Origin of the sequence: Streptococcus sp. HMSC10A01 (assembly GCF_001807785.1) — a bacterium.
GTDB lineage: Bacteria > Bacillota > Bacilli > Lactobacillales > Streptococcaceae > Streptococcus > Streptococcus gordonii.
Genome location: NZ_KV790969.1, coordinates 133,301 through 149,088 on the forward strand (window position 1 = coordinate 133,301; position 15,788 = coordinate 149,088).

Below are 15,788 nucleotides of genomic sequence, written 5' to 3' on the forward strand. Positions count from 1 at the left end.
TATTTTTTGAAATATAAAACTATATCCCTTTTATTTCTCACGGATCACTTCGACCTTGTAGCCATCAGGATCTTTAACAAAGTAATAGTTTGGTGGATTACCTGGAAGCCCCTTTGGTTCTGTAACCTCATAACCTTTAGCACTGTGTTCTTGATGGAGAGCCTCAAGATCAGGTGTGCTAAGTGCAATGTGAGCAAATCCATCCCCTACAACATAAGGACCATGATCATAATTATAAGTTAATTCTAATTCATAGTCGTCACCATCAAGTCCTAGATAGACAATAGTAAAGGCATAATCTGGAAAATCCTTGCGACGTAATTCTTTAAATCCAAAAGCATCTTGATAGAATGCGATTGATTTTTCAAGATTCTCAACTCGCAAGCAAGTGTGTAACATTTTTGAAGCCATAAATATAATTCCTCCTTTTGTATATTATAACATTTTCAAGACTAAGTTCCTATTTATCGATTTTATAAAGCGTCATGTTTTTTTAAATACTAATATTTTAAAAAGAAAAAAGGTCCCTGAGGACCAATTTGATATTATTTACCAAGTTTTGCTTTAGCTGCATCTGCAAGAGCTGTGAAAGCTGCTGCATCGTTAACAGCCAAGTCAGCCAACATTTTACGGTTAACTTCAATCTCAGCCAATTTCAAACCATGCATCAATTGTGAGTATGAAAGTCCATTCAAACGAGCTGCCGCATTGATACGAGTGATCCACAATTTACGGAAGTCACGTTTTTTCTGACGACGGTCACGGTATGCATAGTAGTAAGAGTTCATTACTTGCTCTTTTGCAGTACGGAACAAGATGTGTTTTGCTCCATAGTAACCTTTTGCTAATTTTAAAATACGTTTACGACGTTTGCGCGATACAACGCCACCTTTAACACGTGCCATGTTTTATTTCCTCCAATATTTCCTAGAATAATTCAGTGATTAACTTGCTCTTATTTCAAGCGAGTAAGCATTGCTTTGATACGTTTGAAATCTCCTGAATGCACCATAGATGCTTTACGAAGATGACGACGTTGTTTCTTAGTCTTTCCGTGGAAACGGTGTGAAGTGTAAGCACGGAAACGTTTCAAGCCACCAGAACCTGTACGTTTGAAACGTTTAGCTGATGCGCGGTGTGTTTTTTGTTTTGGCATGATAAATTTCTCCTTTTTTTAACTTTTGACAAAATTATTTTTTGTCTGGAAGCGGTGCTAACTGCATAAACATTTGACGTCCATCCATCTTAGCTCTTTGCTCAATAATGGCAACATCTTGAGTTGCTTCAGCAAATTCCGCTAAAACTTTAGCCCCAATCTCTTTATGGGTAATCATCCGCCCTTTGAAGCGAATGGAAACTTTAACTTTATTTCCTTTTTCAAGGAACTTGCGTGCATTGCGAAGTTTAGTATCAAAGTCTCCCTTATCAATGGTCGGACTAAGACGCACTTCTTTTACAGTTACAACGCTTTGTTTTTTACGTTGTTCCTTTTGTTTTTTCTGATACTCAAATTTGAACTTCCCATAGTCCATAATTTTCGCAACAGGCGGCTTAGCTTGTGGTTGAATCAAAACCAAGTCCACATTAGCATCGTCAGCAAGTGCTTGCGCTTCACTAAGTGGCTTAATTCCTAATTGCTCACCTTCAAGACCAATTAAACGAACTTCACGTACACGGATTTCATCATTGATGAATAAGTCTTGCTTTGCTATAGTTTTCACCTCTTTTTTATTTTTCTACTCTTCCAAATCTGAGTCAAGATTTTAGAATTCAATGTTTATGTCAGATGAACCAACTAGCATTTAATCCCTAAATTAGACCAAACTTAGTTAAGTATTCGAGAAAAACAAGAGCGGACTTGCTAACGCAAGCCCGCACTACATGATAGTATTTCATTACTGAAACTTAATCCGTAGAGCCAGACAACGTTAGTCGCAAGGCGAGAAGCTCTCACTTCTGCTTTTCTCAACTCTACTATCATACCAAGTTTCTTATTACTTGTCAAGAATTTTTTTTGCTTTTTCCTCAATAAATGCCACTACATCAGAAATACTTACTCCTGTCGTATCAAATGTGATGGAGTCTTCAGCCGGACGTAAAGGAGAAACACTACGGTGACTATCTTTATAATCTCGGTCAGCAATCTCCTTCTTCAAGACTTCAAGATCTGCCGAAATTCCTCTTTCTAGATTCTCTTTATAGCGACGTTCAGCTCGTTCATCAACTGAAGCTACTAAGAAAATCTTGAGCTCGGCATCTGGTAGCACGACCGTGCCAATATCACGACCATCCATGACAATACCACCTTGACTTGCAATTTGTTGCTGAAGAGATACTAATTTTTCCCGAACTTCTGGAATAGCAGAAACCCAAGAAACATTATTGGTAACATCATTTTCGCGAATAGGATTAGTCACATCTACATCCCCAACAAAAACTAATTGTTGACCAGACTCAGAACGACCAAAACTCACAGAATAGTCATCCAACAGTCTAATAATATCTTCTGTATCTGCAGCAGTCAGCTGATGTTGCAAAGCTAGGTAAGTTGCTGCACGATACATAGCCCCTGTATCAAGATAAGTATAACCCAAATCTTTAGCAATTATTTTTGCAACCGTGGACTTCCCACTGGAAGCTGGACCATCAATTGCGATTTGAATCTGTTTCATAGTATCCTCCTAACGAGTTTTAACAACATCGCCTGGATTAGCATACCATGATCCAGTTGTCATATGAGAAGGGTTTAAGCGCTCTAATTCAGCAATAGAAATTCCAGCTCTAGCAGCAATGGCTGCTTCTCCTTCTCCAGCTTGAACAGTAATAGTTCCTTCAGATGAAGCTGTTGTGCTTTCAGAACTAGTTTCAGAGCTTGCAGCAGGTGCAGAACTAGCTACTTGACTACTAGCAGGTGCACTAGTATCAAGAAAACCTTCTTTAGCGGCTTTTTTCCCACCGCCACCAACAGAAAGATAAATCATTCCTGCAACAATCACAATGACCATGATGAAGAAAATAACCGCTAAAATAGTTAGTACTCTATTCGCTAAAACATCACTCGATTTTTTTGTTCTTTTCAAATCTTTTTCTCCATTATCGTAAATATCTTCTTCCCATGGTTCTTTTGCCATGACTTCCTCCTTGAATTTTTTCAAAAATCTTATTACAATATGACTATGAAAGTAACACTCATCCCAGAACGATGCATTGCTTGTGGGCTCTGCCAAACCTATTCTGAACTTTTTGATTACCATGACAATGGTATTGTCAAATTTTCCCACAATGATGAGCTCCTAGAAACTCATATTGAAGAATCAGATGATGTTCTTGAAGCAATCAAAAATTGTCCCACACTCGCTCTAAAAAAAGATTAAGAGTGTTTATCCTGATTAGCATAATAGGTTTCAAAGTAATCAATGTGTGTCAAGTTATCAACTAATTCGACTTCACCTTTAAAATGCTTATTTAAAGCTAAATCATTCACAAAATACTTTTTAGGCCACTTTCTCATACAAAAAGTTCGGCCTTTTTCTTTGCCATCAAAATATAGTGTGATCGATGTTTTCGTTACAGCCACTTTTCGAATGGTTGATATGTCGATTTTTGATGGCGTAAAGGGATTAGCTGTTATGATGCGTAAAATCCCATTATCATAAATGGTAAAATAACGATGAACTCCTACACCAAGTAAAACCATAAATAAAAACAGGAAAAACAAGACTAAAGTAGGAACATCCGAACTCTCATACATCAAAGACAGTCCAATAAAGATTGGAATGACAGATAAAGACCAATAAATAACTAAGATTGAAAGATCTGGTTGCCAGTGATATCGAAGTTGTCCAAAAATCTTTATCATATCCTCATCCTCCTCTAACTAGTTTAGCATATTTTGAGAAAAAATGGGAGTATAAATCATCCTATAAAATGATTATTTTATAAGAAATTTTCAAAATAAAAAGTGGTGAAATAACAACCTTTAGGATTGCTTTCAACCACTTTTATAAACTATTGAGGGACTTTGAAAAAGTCTTTTGATAAATATCCTTTACCAGCAACCATATCGTATTCAATCATTCGCATATCGTTAGCTATCTCTTGAGCCTCAGCATCCAGATCAGATTTATCTACACTCGCCTTATGTAATACTTCGGTTTGTAATGCATAGTATGGTGAGACTTTAGAATTTGTTTGCTCCATGACTAAAGCTGAGAAATCACTGGAATTAACTAGTGGATAATTCAGTTTTGGTGTTTCGTAGTTGCTCCAAACAAAATAATCTGTCAGGTATTGATTTTCTTCCTGGTTCTTAAAAATCGATGTTGGATACAATCCTGGTAAATGGTCACCGTAAAAGACAACTGTTATTTTCTTATTGATTTTTGACAGTTGATCAAGAAAGTTTTTGGTTGCTACATCAGTTTGAAAAAGCAAGCGACTATAGAAGGTTAGCTTTGAATTTTCTTCGTCTGTAAACCCCTCTCCTTTTCCTTCCATTGTTTCAGGATTCGCTTCAAGCCAAGGAGAATGATTTTGCATCGTCATTACAGAAAAGAATTGATTATCGCCTTCTTTAATATTATCCAAGACTATTTGATAAGTTGAAGCATCGCTAGGACTAACTCCTTCTTTTTGATAACTAATTCCTTTTGTTTCTACGGTGATAAAACGATCATAATTCAAGTGATTATAGATATAGTTTCTTGAATAGTTTGCGGCACCTGCTAAGTGAAGAGCAATCCTATTTTTTCCTTCGTATAAGTCACTTATAACAGGAGTCTTATTCATCTTAGGAAAAACTTCTGTGTAAAGTATCGAAACACTTTGAGAAATATTATAAAATGGCAAACCAGTTAAAGTCTGGAATTCCATATTAGCTGTTCCTCCACCATAACCATCAGATCTCATGAGTCCACTAGTTGATTTAGTTTTGATCTCTTCAATATTCGGAATCGGATTTTCAGTCAGAGTGACCCCTTGTATGCGTCTTGGATCAGCAAAACTCTCACTCAATACATAAATAACTGTATGATCTTTTAAGTTGTCTGTTCGAGCTTGATTGATCTCCTCTGCCTTTTTAGAATACTTCTCTTCTATTTCTTTTATCTTAGACGCCTTATAGCCTTCTGGTTTAGCCATTACTTCTGTCGTCAATTGATTTATCCAGACGTAAGCTAATGAACGATAGCGTGCATTATTTGCATTACCAAGCCAGGTAATATCTTGTAAGTTATTCAGAACTGTAATGACAGGTATATTTCTTTTGACCTTACCATTTTCCTTCTGAGCAAACACCTGAAAAATCCCAATCAAACACAAGAAAACACAAACTAGTCTTACAAACCTACGACTGAATTTTTGAATCATTTTTCCTTTGAAAAGGAAATAGTTAAGAATTAAAAATCCAATAATCAGTATAGTTAGCCATTTCAATGCTTCATTCATGTAAGAGGTATCCACAAAACTAAGCAAAGTACTTGGTGAAGAAAGCCAAATCATATCACTTGGTAAGACCGGCTCACCTCGCATGCTAAACTTGATTGAATTCGCAATTACAAATAAGCTCATTCCTCCAATCAAGATGACTGTTGTCAAAAAATATCGGTTAATGAGCAGGTATAAGAACAAGAAGATCAAAAAGAGAATAACGATCTGAAGACTAGTCGCTCCAGGCAACTGGTAGTATTCTAAAAAAGGTGTCCCCTTGCCAAGTCCAATTTGAATCAAATAGTTAAAGACAACTGCAGCTGTCATACTAGTTGCCACCGCTAAAGAATAGGAACTTCTATTTTTAAGTAAGTGACTTAAACCTCTTACGAAATGGTAGGAAATAAATGTCGCTAGCAGAGAAAATACTGCTACTATCACTGTTACAAGCCAGAAATGGTGTTCTGTAAACAATTCACTGCCATATTTATGATTCAAAGCCATAAACCATTCAGTTTGGTAAAGTGCTTGAGGAAATTTACTATCTGTCAAAAGGAAAGATAGTAAAATTTGTGACAGAACAAGGAATTCAACATTGGATGACAACTGAATCCTGTTCAGACGAAAAGATACTATCTTTAGGGCTCTAAAGATCAGGGTTAAAATAGCTATCGCAGGTACTAACCACAATAAAACTGGAAAGAAATTTCTTTGAGAAAATACATGCTCAAACCAATTCCAACTTTTATAACTCTCATTATTGATATTTAAAGCATCTTCAACTAAATTTGACAAGAAGGAATACAAAATATAGATATAAGCTAAGCGAATAAGAGATACAAATTTAAAACGATAACAAGACAGTAAAATTGGAATGCCACCTAACCCAATGAGGTAAAAAATTCTTTCTTGCTTAATTAGAATTCTTACTGGAGCAGTTGGATCAGTCTCTCTAACTAACTGGCTTTGAATTAAGAACAAATTGATAAAAAAGAATAAAATAGGCAGGATAAACAATAAAAAACGTTCTATTTTAACTGCTTTTTTCATGACTTGCCCTTCCCTAACAATCGTTTTAAGATGTATTTGATAGCTCTTGCAGGTCCAATAAAGATGTATTTCATAGCCCCCTTGATTCCACCAATCTGGTTAAAATCTACAAAGGTATGAGGCTGTAAATCTTCTCGATTATTTAGTTGCTTGTTATCGATAAAAGCTGTTAGACCGAGTTGATTATAAGAAATCTTAAAGTCATACTGCTTGTCCCAAGCAATATAAACCAAAAGTCTTTCTATCGCATGAAGAATGGAATTTTGTGGAAGTGGCTCACTCGGAACATCCTCCTCCGTCAAGTTTAAATCAAATAAAGGAGACAATGCGTCATATTTAAACCAAACGAAGGTTCCATAGCTCATGACAAAGGTATTCATTTGCTTAAAGTCAACTTCTTTTTGACAATTCATGCGCTCCCACAGTTTATTCATCTCAGGAGAAATCAGGGCTTCATTCCAGGCGACTACAATCCTGTTAAAGCGGAAGAAGCTAGGAATGTCAGCTATGACTAGCCCTAAGCGATCATCTTGTCCTAATTGACTAACTATCTGATCTGCTGGATGAACAAGCATGTTAATTAGCTCTTTACGCCAACTTTCTCCCGCCCAATAATCAGCTTCTTTAGATTTTTTTGTATGAAAATGTCCAATATAGTCATACTGAGATAGATGTCTCTTTAATTTAAGCATAGGAAGAACATCTCGCCCAACATTTCCTGTTACCAAGACTTCTGCTTTTGCTTGTTTTCCCTCTAAAATGTCAAGTATCTCGTTCTTTTTCTTTTCGCTATCTGTTGTAATGAATAAGTCATAAGAGAAATGGAAAGATTCAAATGCATGAAGGAATTCAGCTAGTAAATCTACATAAAAAACATGAAGGTGGACAGCTATTTTCTTGTCAGGTATAGAAATTGGAAGAGACAAATCTAAAATTTTCCTTCCAAGCAAGTAAGGATAGTCAGGCAAATCAATACGAGACATATGTTTGACAATTAAATCAACAGGATAGTCCGTTGTATTTTCAATGTCGTTTAAAATATAAGGTGTTAATCCTTCATTTGCTGCTATTGTTTTTACTTTGATAAACGGCACTCTATTTTTTAGGATAGAGGTGGGATTATAGTAAGAAAAATCCGGATAGAGCATACCTGAAGCATCAGCCTGGATTGTATTAAAAACGGTCTGATAGTGAAAACCTGCCTTCACTAAATTAGTTGTAACCTGGGTTTCATAATGATCTATGACATCTTGAACTTCTGTAAAATCCTGAATGTTTTGCCAGAATGGTTGAAAGGCTTCCGAATTGACTACATTTTGCTTAAAAGATAGATAATAACTTTGGATATGCTCGTTAAAATCTTTGTCTTTACGATAATTCGTCATTCCCCAGAAATCAACGTTTCTATCACTTTCAAAATCCTGGTAAAGAGACTCTAAATCCCACAGAGGTCCAAAGCATGTGTCATTCATTAAAGTGACTGAATCATAGCTTTTTAATTCTTCAAAGCCGACCTTTTTCATTCCATCTCGCCAAGCAGCAAAATCAAAACCGATGTTCTTTCTCAAAAGAACTTCATCAACTAGTTCTTTCTTCAGTTCATCTTCCTGATCTTGACTTATCTTGCTGTTTGAAATGAAAATCACCTTCCTAAAGAGGGGACGCATTTTTTCAAGCTGATAAAGTACATGTTCACTAATCTGATTGAACTTATTAAAGTGAACATATAAAAGTAATCGTTCCATTTTATTTCCTTATTCTTAAGAATTTCAAGATTTTCGTTGGGATTGTCCAACGTCTTGAATTGATAACAGTCTTGTAAGCTTTTTTCGTAGCCTCTAATTCAGCTTCAAGCTCTTTAACCTTATTACTACTATCCAACATTTCAGCCGCAAATACTTTTCCAATATAATCGGGAGCAGAGGCATCATCCACAGAAATCATCTTATAGCTCAATTGATAGATTGCTTCTTCTTCAACTTCATAGATCAACTGAGGATCAGGTTCGTTAAAGAAATACAAGCCGTCAGCAATAACACCGTTCGTATAGATAGGTGATGATGCATTCCCATCAGGCCCTCTCAATTCTACTTCAGAATAGTAACTTGGACGTTCCGAAAGATCTACACGAATAACAGACGTTCCTTTAGGAATTTCAAATGTTAAGCTGTCTTCTTTTTGAAGTAGTTTGGCAAAAGTGCGCTCTTCTGAATAAGCATTTTCACCATCCCCAAAATAAACTGTAACAGACTCCATCCCAATATGAGACAGAGAATCCATAGGCTTGGATAGACGAATTTCGTAAGTATTATTTCGTTCAAGAAGAATCTTAGTCATCTCTTTAAAATCTGCGTTGGGATATTTATCAAGATACTCTAGTTGTGTTTCTAACAACTTTTGAAAACGACGTTCTAATTTTCTAAAATCACAAGGTCGTGAATCTGACCCTTGGTTAATTGTATACGCAACCGTCGCTTCGCCTAGGAAAGCTAAAGAAGTTCGTTGGAAGAGCTCCATTTGCAGATTAAAGGTGTCATCTGATGTAGTTAAATCCAACTCTTGATTTACTTCTAGCATTAGGTCCCTATCAACTAACCAGGTAGATGCCATGGTAAACCCTCGGGTGGCCAACATTTTTTCATAAGTATCCGCAAGTGGGATTGTTTTGTTAGCAAAGCCTGCTTTGGAAACAAAGTCTCCCTTTTCATCATAGATATCAAAATCTGTATTAGACCATTTACAGTCAGGCTTACTCTCCAATAAGTCTACTTGCTTTTGAAGCTTTAGAGAATCCAGCCAGAAGTCATCACCATCACATCGAGCAATGAAGTTCCCTCGTGCCTCTTTACAGATAGTAACCCATGTTTTGGCAATTCCTTGATTTTCATCATGATAAAAGGCACGAATCAAATCAGGAAAATTTGCTTGATAGTCTTGTATTATTCGGCGAGATCCATCACTTGAGGCATCATCCACCAAAATAATTTCAAAGGGAAAACTCGTTTTCTGAGCTAAAAAACTATCAATAGTCTTTTTCAACCACGGTTCTTTGTTAAAAACAGTACAAATAATCGAAACAAAAGGCGTCGTTTCCATATCTCCCTCAGTCTAGTCCGTTATTGACCATGTTCCATTGCGCTGGATTAAGCCACTTGCTGAATCCATAGCAGACTTATCATCCAAATCTATATCATCTCGATTGATGAAAATGAGTGGAGTTTGAGTAGCATCTGAGAAGGCCAACATTTGCCCCTCGGCATCTCGGACTGTTACCTCCAATTTCATTTTCAAATCATTCACTGTTGGAAGTGAACAAGTGTAATGAACTCTTTTGTGACCAGCACCAGTCATTAATTGGTTCATCGAATTGTCATTATAAATCCAAATGTTCCGATCGATATCTGTTAAAGAAAGAGCAATATAAGTTTGAATATCCTCTCGAACATCAAAGTCAATCTGGAACTGAATTGGATCTTGTGGGCGTAACTTATTCGAACTTAACAACTGTAATTGAAAGTTTTCAACCAAAACTTGTTCATCCGAAGAAGCTTGTCCATCTCCAGTCGCTTCTTCTCCATGTTGCAAAGGTGCTGTATTATCAAAACTATATTGGTTAGCTACATTTTCTGGACTACCGATTGCCTTAACCAAGCCATTTTCAATCAAAACAGCCTTATTGCAATACTTCTTGACAGCTCCCATATCATGGGTAACAAGAATGGTCGTTTTTCCTGATTTCTTCCGTTCTTGGAAGTAATCATTACATTTACGCTGAAATGCCTCATCTCCTACTGCAAGAACCTCATCCAAAATCAAGATATCACCTTGTGCCTTAATGGCAACTGAGAAAGCAAGACGAACCTGCATTCCCGAAGAGTAATTCTTAAGTTTTTGATTCATGAACTCATGCAACTCAGCAAAATCCACAATATCATCATACATAGCGTTAATTTCAGCTGTTGAGAAGCCCAGCATGGCACCATTCATGTAGACATTTTCACGACCTGTCAGTTCAGGGTTAAAACCGACTCCTAGCTCAATGAAAGAAACTAACTTTCCATCGATTGTGACAGAACCTTTTTCAGGAACGTAGATTTCAGAAATAATTTTTAAGAGAGTAGACTTCCCTGAACCATTTCGACCCAAGATTCCAAAAAAGTCTCCTTTTTCTACTTCAAAAGAAATATCATTAAGAACGTGCTGTTCTTTATAGCCTTTAATTCCTTTAAAGCGATTGACCATAGCAGTACGAAGACTGTTAGTTGCCTCAGTTGGTAACTTAAAGTACTTGCTGACATGGTCTACTTTTACTGCAATTTGTTTATCTGTCATTAGAGAATCTCCGCAAATTTCTTAGCATGTTTGTTAAAGTAAGCAAAACCAGCTAGGAAAATAAGAATTGGCAATACATAAGGAACAAGAACCAAAAACTTATTTTCAACCAAAAGCCAGACAGGTGTATTGGCCTTATCAATCAAGAAATAACGCATGTCTTGGATAATCTGAGCCAGAGGATTCATCATAACCAATTTGGCTGCCCATGGGTTGCGGTCCGCAATAAATGTAATAGGATAAATAATTGGTGTCGCATATAAGCCAGCTTGTAGGACTACTTCCCAGATTTGTGATAAATCACGGAAGCGGACAAAGAAAGTTGATAAAATCAGAGCACAACCAGTTGCCATCAAAAACAACTCAAGGAAGAGAGGGATCACCATCAAAGCCGACCAGCTGAAGGTCACTCCATTAAAGAGTGAGAAAATCAAGACAACGACTAAATTGATAGCGAAATTAATGGCTGCGCCTGAAATAGCTGACAAGACAATAATATGCTTTGAAAAATTTAGCTTACGCAAAAGATCGCCCCGACTAACAACCGATACCATCCCCATAGAAGTAGCTTCTGAGAAAAATCCCCAAATAACGTTGGCTAATAACAAAGCAACCGGAAAATGAGGAACATCTCCACCTAAACGTAGGAAACGGATGAAGACGATATACATAATACTAAAGGTCATCAAGGGCTTCAAAATAGACCAAAGATAGCCTATTGCTGATCCTTGATAGCGTAATTTAAAGTCCGTTTTAATTAACTCTCGTAATAAAATTCGATTTTTCTGACTAAAAACGTCAAACATTATTTTTTACCTCTATATGCAAACTTTGTCAATATCAAGGTTGTAAAAACACAAGTGTGAAAAGCACGATTCTTACGGTAGCCATATTTGCGTATACGTGCTAAGCGTTCCCTAAACGGCACGTCCATGATAGTCACAAAGTTTTCAATTAATTCTTTATTTTCAGGGCTCAAAGACAGATCTAATAAATTTTTTGCTTGCTCTTGACTAGCCTTGATAAGGTGCCAATACTTAGCAAAAAGCACATGGGGCCGAACCCAGTTTTTCACCCTTTTTCTAAGAGTACGTGCCCCCAAAACGTTACTACTATGCTGACGATAAAGCTCGGTTGGCTTATCAATATAGACAAGTTTTCCAAAAGCGGAAGCCAGCAAACCTAAGTACCAATCATGCATGAGAAGCTCATGGGCTTCTTGCCCCGTCCATAACTCAGCCAAGGCATGATTGATCATGGCTACTCCGCCTGTTACAGTATTTTCTGTCAACTCTTGTACTAGTTCTGTATTTGCATGATCAGACTGAGTACGAATCATACTTTCGTGCTGAACAGCCAGGTTTTCATCCACTACTTTTAAATCTGTATAAAGCAATAATGGCTTATCCTGAGGGTATTTCTCAGCTTCTGCCACTTGAAGCGCAATCTTATCAGGTAGCCAAACATCATCTTGATCACTAAAGCAATAAAAGTCTGCTTTCTCATATTTTAAGAGAGTATGAAAACTTTTTATGACTCCCAGATTTTCAATCTGATATTCATTGATAAAATGAATACGAGGATCCTGAGCTACCAATCCTTGAATAACCGCAACAGTTCCATCCGATGACCCATCATCTCGAATAAAAAGCTGCCAATTTTGATAGGTCTGTTGCTGGATACTTTCAACCTGCTCTTTTAGGAATTGCTCACCATTGTAGGTGGACAACAAGATATTTACTTTCATGATAAGAATAACTCCTCATATTCACCGACAATCTTTTCCCAAGTATAATTATGTTTCATGTTTTGCTTAGCTGTTTGGCCAAAATCAGAAAAGTCATTTTGGCTGTCCACTTGATTTATCAAAGCAGCTAAGCTATTCTTTTCCTTTTTCCAATAAAGAGCCGTTTCTCTAGCTACTTGTCGATTAAAATCTACACCTAAAACTAAGTTGAGATCTGTCTGAGCCAGAGCCTCAAGTAAGCCTGGATTGGTCCCACCGACTTCATGACCATGAAGATAAGCAAAAGCATGGTTGCGAATATATTTCAATAGTTCCTGGTCATAGACTGTCCCAACAAACTTAATTCTCTCATCTTGGTCAAAGGCAGTTTTCTGTCGCAATTCATCCAAATAGGAATTACCCTCATGATTACAAATGATGACTAAATCTCGCTTGGTATCAGAAGACATAAATTCACGAATAATAGTTTCATAGTTATTCTCTGGAACAAAGCGACCAACAATCAGATAGTAGTCATCTTCTTTGCTCTGCCATTTTCCAAAGAAATCCCGAACTTGCTCATCGTGATCAGTCAAGCTAGAAAGCTTAAGATCTGTACCATAAGCAATAAAAGTCGTCTTAGACCATGGATAGGCATTCTGGATGTAGGATTCAATACCTTGATTATCGCATATAACCAAATCTGCATGTTTAGTCATCAACTTCTCAGAGTATTTAAGGTAGCTTTGAACAGGCTTAGTCCACTTAGCACGTTTCCACTCAAGACCGTCTGGATTGATAAAAAATGTCCCGCCTGCTTTATGAATCATTTTGGCAAAAGGTGCAATAAAGGCACCAATCGTATTTCCTAAGATGTAGAAAACAGGCGACTCAATTTTTTGTTCTTTGATCATTTTTAAAGCATAGCGAATAGCCATCATGTCATAAGCAATCACTCTAGCTGGACCTAATTTAGGCGCTTTAATACTAAAACAATCAACACCTTTATACATGGTATGCTGTCCTGTCTCATGCTCAGACAAACAGGCAACATGATATTGCAACTGAGAAGATACTTGATGTTCAACTAATTTTTCTACAAAGGTTTCAAAGCCCCCGTATTTTGCAGGAAGGCCTCGGCTTCCAATAATAAAGACATGTTGCATATTCTTCTCCGATTCAAATTTATTGCAATCCAATCTATTATACCATTTTATCGACTTTTATGTGAGCTTAGACCCAAAAAAATAGAAGAACCGTAAGAGATTCTATTGATTAGAGGATCATCATTTGATAAATTCCAGGCTTTCTTTAAGCATTATAAAAAAAGACTAAAACATTTGTTTCAGCCTCTTCTTTTTATTTTTTCTCTTGTTTATAGAATTCTTTCAGAGCATCTTGCCAGCTTGGAATAACAAAACCAGTAGCTTTTGCCTTGGCCAAACTCATAGTTGAGTTGAGTGGACGTTTTGCTTTAGCAGGGAATTGACTTGAATCCACTGGTTTCACTTCTACGTCTGTATCCTTGAGAATCTCAACTGCAAAGTCATACCAAGTAGTGTCTTCTGTGGCATCATTAGACAGATGGTAATAACCGAATTCCTTTTGGTTTTCAGCCAGATGAGTCATGAATTCAGCTAAGGTACGAGTCCAAGTAGGACGCCCATGCTGGTCGTTAACAACTGTCAAAGTCGGGTGAGTCTTAGCTAAGTTTTGCATAGTAAAGACAAAGTTTTTACCATAATTACCAAAGACCCAAGCTGTACGAATAATGTAGAAACGACTAGAATACTTCTCTACCAACTCTTCTCCCATACGCTTGGTACGGCCGTATTCTGTTTTAGGATCTGGTTGATCATCTACTTCCCATTCTTCACCGACAGGCTTTTGGCCATCAAAGACATAGTCCGTAGAAATATAAACTAATGTCGCTCCGTGTGCTTCAGCCGCTTTTGCTACATTTTCTGTTCCAGTCACATTGATAGCATAATTAAGCTCTTTTCCTTCATCCTCTGCTGCATCAACTGCTGTATAAGCCGCACAGTGATAAACTAAGGTTGGTTTAACTTCTGCAAAGACCTTTTCAACTATTTCAGCATTTGTAATATCCATTTCGGCAACATCAACTGCAACATAATCCTCATTACGCTCATCTAAAAGATGACGAAGTTCTGTTCCAAGCTGACCATTTGAACCTGTGATTAAAATCATGTGTTATTCTTCTCCTGTCGTAAACATTCAATGAAAATATTATAACAAAAAAAGCAGAAAAAATCTGCTTATCTACTCTTCTCTTTAATGATGTAGACAGGCCGTTTTTTAGTTTCTGTAAAGACTTTGCCAATATATTTCCCCAAAATTCCAATGGTTAGTAACTGAAACCCACCAATAAAGAGGATAACTGTCATGAGTGACGGCCAACCTGATGTAGGATCACCAAATACCAGAGTCCTTACAATGATAAAGACAACTAAAAGAAAGGCAAGAATCCAGGAAAGCAAGCCTCCCAAGAAAGCAATGTGTAAGGGCGCTTCTGAAAAGTTGACAATCCCTTCTAAAGAATAGTTAAAAAGTTGCCAGAAATTCCAAGATGTCTTTCCCGCCACTCGCTCAACATTTTTATATTCTAAATACTCTGTTTTAAAACCTACCCAAGCAAAAATCCCTTTAGAGAAACGATTGTATTCAGAAACCTCTAAAATAGCATCTACCATCGGTCGACGCATGAGACGGAAATCACGCGCACCATCCACCATTTCTACCTGGCTAATTTTGTTAATCAGCTTATAAAAAAGATTGGCAAAGAAACTCCTAATAGGCGGTTCCCCTTCTCGACTCGTTCGACGTGTACCCACGCAGTCCAAATCTTTTTGTTCATCCAACATGGTTTTCATTTCAACTAAAAGTTCTGGTGGGTCCTGTAAATCCACATCCATGACCGTTACAAGCTCTCCTCTTGCATGCTGAAGACCAGCATATAAAGCCGCCTCTTTCCCAAAGTTCCTAGAAAATGAAATAAAATGAGCATTGGGATCCATCATATTTAGTTCGTGTAAAACTTCCAAGGTTTTGTCTTGAGAACCATCATTGACGAAAATATACTCTATGTTATCACGAAGTCTTGGTTTTATTTTTTCCATTTCCGCATAGAAAAGCGGAAGGCTTTCTTCCTCGTTGTAACAAGGAACAATTACTGAAATGGTCATAGTCACTCCTTTATTGTTCTATTGTATAGTCTCACTATTAAAAAGTC

17 protein-coding genes and 1 other annotated feature are annotated in these 15,788 nt (G+C 37.0%); of the genes, 1 reads left to right on the forward strand and 16 read right to left on the reverse strand.

Features of this window, described 5'->3' with window-relative positions:
- Positions 1 to 30 precede the first annotated feature (30 nt).
- The 6 genes from HMPREF3108_RS05340 to HMPREF3108_RS05365 form a co-directional block, all read right to left on the reverse strand.
- Complete coding sequence (locus HMPREF3108_RS05340) at positions 31 to 411, reverse strand: lactoylglutathione lyase (RefSeq protein ID WP_000157141.1); 381 nt, start codon at positions 409 to 411, stop codon at positions 31 to 33.
- 134 nt (positions 412 to 545) lie between these two features.
- Positions 546 to 905: a 50S ribosomal protein L20 gene (rplT, locus tag HMPREF3108_RS05345; RefSeq protein WP_000124830.1), complete on the reverse strand. Its 360-nt coding sequence runs from the start codon at positions 903 to 905 to the stop codon at positions 546 to 548.
- Positions 906 to 955: 50 nt separating this feature from the next.
- Positions 956 to 1,156, reverse strand: a complete 201-nt coding sequence (gene rpmI / locus HMPREF3108_RS05350) for a 50S ribosomal protein L35 (protein WP_001125942.1) — start codon at positions 1,154 to 1,156, stop codon at positions 956 to 958.
- A 34-nt stretch (positions 1,157 to 1,190) separates the two neighbouring features.
- Positions 1,191 to 1,721, reverse strand: a complete 531-nt coding sequence (infC, locus tag HMPREF3108_RS05355; protein ID WP_008808772.1) for a translation initiation factor IF-3 — start codon at positions 1,719 to 1,721, stop codon at positions 1,191 to 1,193.
- Between the two features lie 117 nt (positions 1,722 to 1,838).
- Positions 1,839 to 1,968, reverse strand: a sequence feature (ribosomal protein L20 leader region).
- Positions 1,969 to 1,994: 26 nt separating this feature from the next.
- Positions 1,995 to 2,672 carry a (d)CMP kinase gene (cmk, locus tag HMPREF3108_RS05360; RefSeq protein ID WP_061410816.1) on the reverse strand — a complete coding sequence of 226 codons (678 nt, stop codon included), beginning with the start codon at positions 2,670 to 2,672 and terminating at the stop codon, positions 1,995 to 1,997.
- Positions 2,673 to 2,681: 9 nt separating this feature from the next.
- Positions 2,682 to 3,131, reverse strand: coding sequence for an SAG1386/EF1546 family surface-associated protein (locus HMPREF3108_RS05365; protein ID WP_012000446.1), 450 nt, complete (start codon positions 3,129 to 3,131; stop codon positions 2,682 to 2,684).
- A 45-nt stretch (positions 3,132 to 3,176) separates the two neighbouring features.
- Between HMPREF3108_RS05365 and HMPREF3108_RS05370 the strand changes: the two genes are divergently transcribed.
- Positions 3,177 to 3,374 (forward strand): ferredoxin, encoded by a 198-nt coding sequence (locus tag HMPREF3108_RS05370; RefSeq protein ID WP_305366743.1) that lies wholly within the window; start codon positions 3,177 to 3,179, stop codon positions 3,372 to 3,374.
- Here the strand turns inward: HMPREF3108_RS05370 and HMPREF3108_RS05375 are convergent.
- The 10 genes from HMPREF3108_RS05375 to HMPREF3108_RS05420 all read right to left on the reverse strand — a co-directional run bounded on the left by HMPREF3108_RS05375 (position 3,371) and on the right by HMPREF3108_RS05420 (position 15,741).
- Positions 3,371 to 3,859, reverse strand: a complete 489-nt coding sequence (locus HMPREF3108_RS05375) for an EbsA family protein (RefSeq protein ID WP_008808776.1) — start codon at positions 3,857 to 3,859, stop codon at positions 3,371 to 3,373. The two genes, HMPREF3108_RS05370 and HMPREF3108_RS05375, sit on opposite strands and share 4 nt — an antisense overlap.
- A gap of 149 nt (positions 3,860 to 4,008) precedes the next feature.
- Positions 4,009 to 6,477, reverse strand: coding sequence for an LTA synthase family protein (locus tag HMPREF3108_RS05380; protein ID WP_012000444.1), 2,469 nt, complete (start codon positions 6,475 to 6,477; stop codon positions 4,009 to 4,011).
- On the reverse strand, positions 6,474 to 8,222 hold the full coding sequence (locus tag HMPREF3108_RS05385) for a rhamnan synthesis F family protein (protein WP_070493643.1): 1,749 nt from the start codon (positions 8,220 to 8,222) through the stop codon (positions 6,474 to 6,476). Before HMPREF3108_RS05385 ends, HMPREF3108_RS05380 begins: the two co-directional genes overlap by 4 nt.
- 1 nt (position 8,223) lies before the next feature.
- On the reverse strand, positions 8,224 to 9,573 hold the full coding sequence (locus HMPREF3108_RS05390; RefSeq protein ID WP_045502718.1) for a glycosyltransferase: 1,350 nt from the start codon (positions 9,571 to 9,573) through the stop codon (positions 8,224 to 8,226).
- 12 nt (positions 9,574 to 9,585) lie between these two features.
- Positions 9,586 to 10,809 (reverse strand): ABC transporter ATP-binding protein, encoded by a 1,224-nt coding sequence (locus HMPREF3108_RS05395; protein ID WP_045502715.1) that lies wholly within the window; start codon positions 10,807 to 10,809, stop codon positions 9,586 to 9,588.
- Positions 10,809 to 11,615 (reverse strand): ABC transporter permease, encoded by an 807-nt coding sequence (locus HMPREF3108_RS05400; RefSeq protein ID WP_045502712.1) that lies wholly within the window; start codon positions 11,613 to 11,615, stop codon positions 10,809 to 10,811. Before HMPREF3108_RS05400 ends, HMPREF3108_RS05395 begins: the two co-directional genes overlap by 1 nt.
- On the reverse strand, positions 11,615 to 12,556 hold the full coding sequence (locus tag HMPREF3108_RS05405) for a glycosyltransferase family 2 protein (protein ID WP_070493644.1): 942 nt from the start codon (positions 12,554 to 12,556) through the stop codon (positions 11,615 to 11,617). The genes HMPREF3108_RS05400 and HMPREF3108_RS05405 overlap by 1 nt, the downstream gene beginning before the upstream one ends.
- Positions 12,553 to 13,701 carry a beta 1-4 rhamnosyltransferase Cps2T gene (gene cps2T, locus HMPREF3108_RS05410; RefSeq protein ID WP_070493657.1) on the reverse strand — a complete coding sequence of 383 codons (1,149 nt, stop codon included), beginning with the start codon at positions 13,699 to 13,701 and terminating at the stop codon, positions 12,553 to 12,555. Before cps2T ends, HMPREF3108_RS05405 begins: the two co-directional genes overlap by 4 nt.
- Before the next feature lie 193 nt (positions 13,702 to 13,894).
- Positions 13,895 to 14,746, reverse strand: coding sequence for a dTDP-4-dehydrorhamnose reductase (gene rfbD, locus HMPREF3108_RS05415; RefSeq protein ID WP_070493660.1), 852 nt, complete (start codon positions 14,744 to 14,746; stop codon positions 13,895 to 13,897).
- A gap of 68 nt (positions 14,747 to 14,814) precedes the next feature.
- Positions 14,815 to 15,741, reverse strand: a complete 927-nt coding sequence (locus tag HMPREF3108_RS05420; RefSeq protein ID WP_070493662.1) for a glycosyltransferase family 2 protein — start codon at positions 15,739 to 15,741, stop codon at positions 14,815 to 14,817.
- Between the last annotated feature and the right edge of the window lie 47 nt (positions 15,742 to 15,788).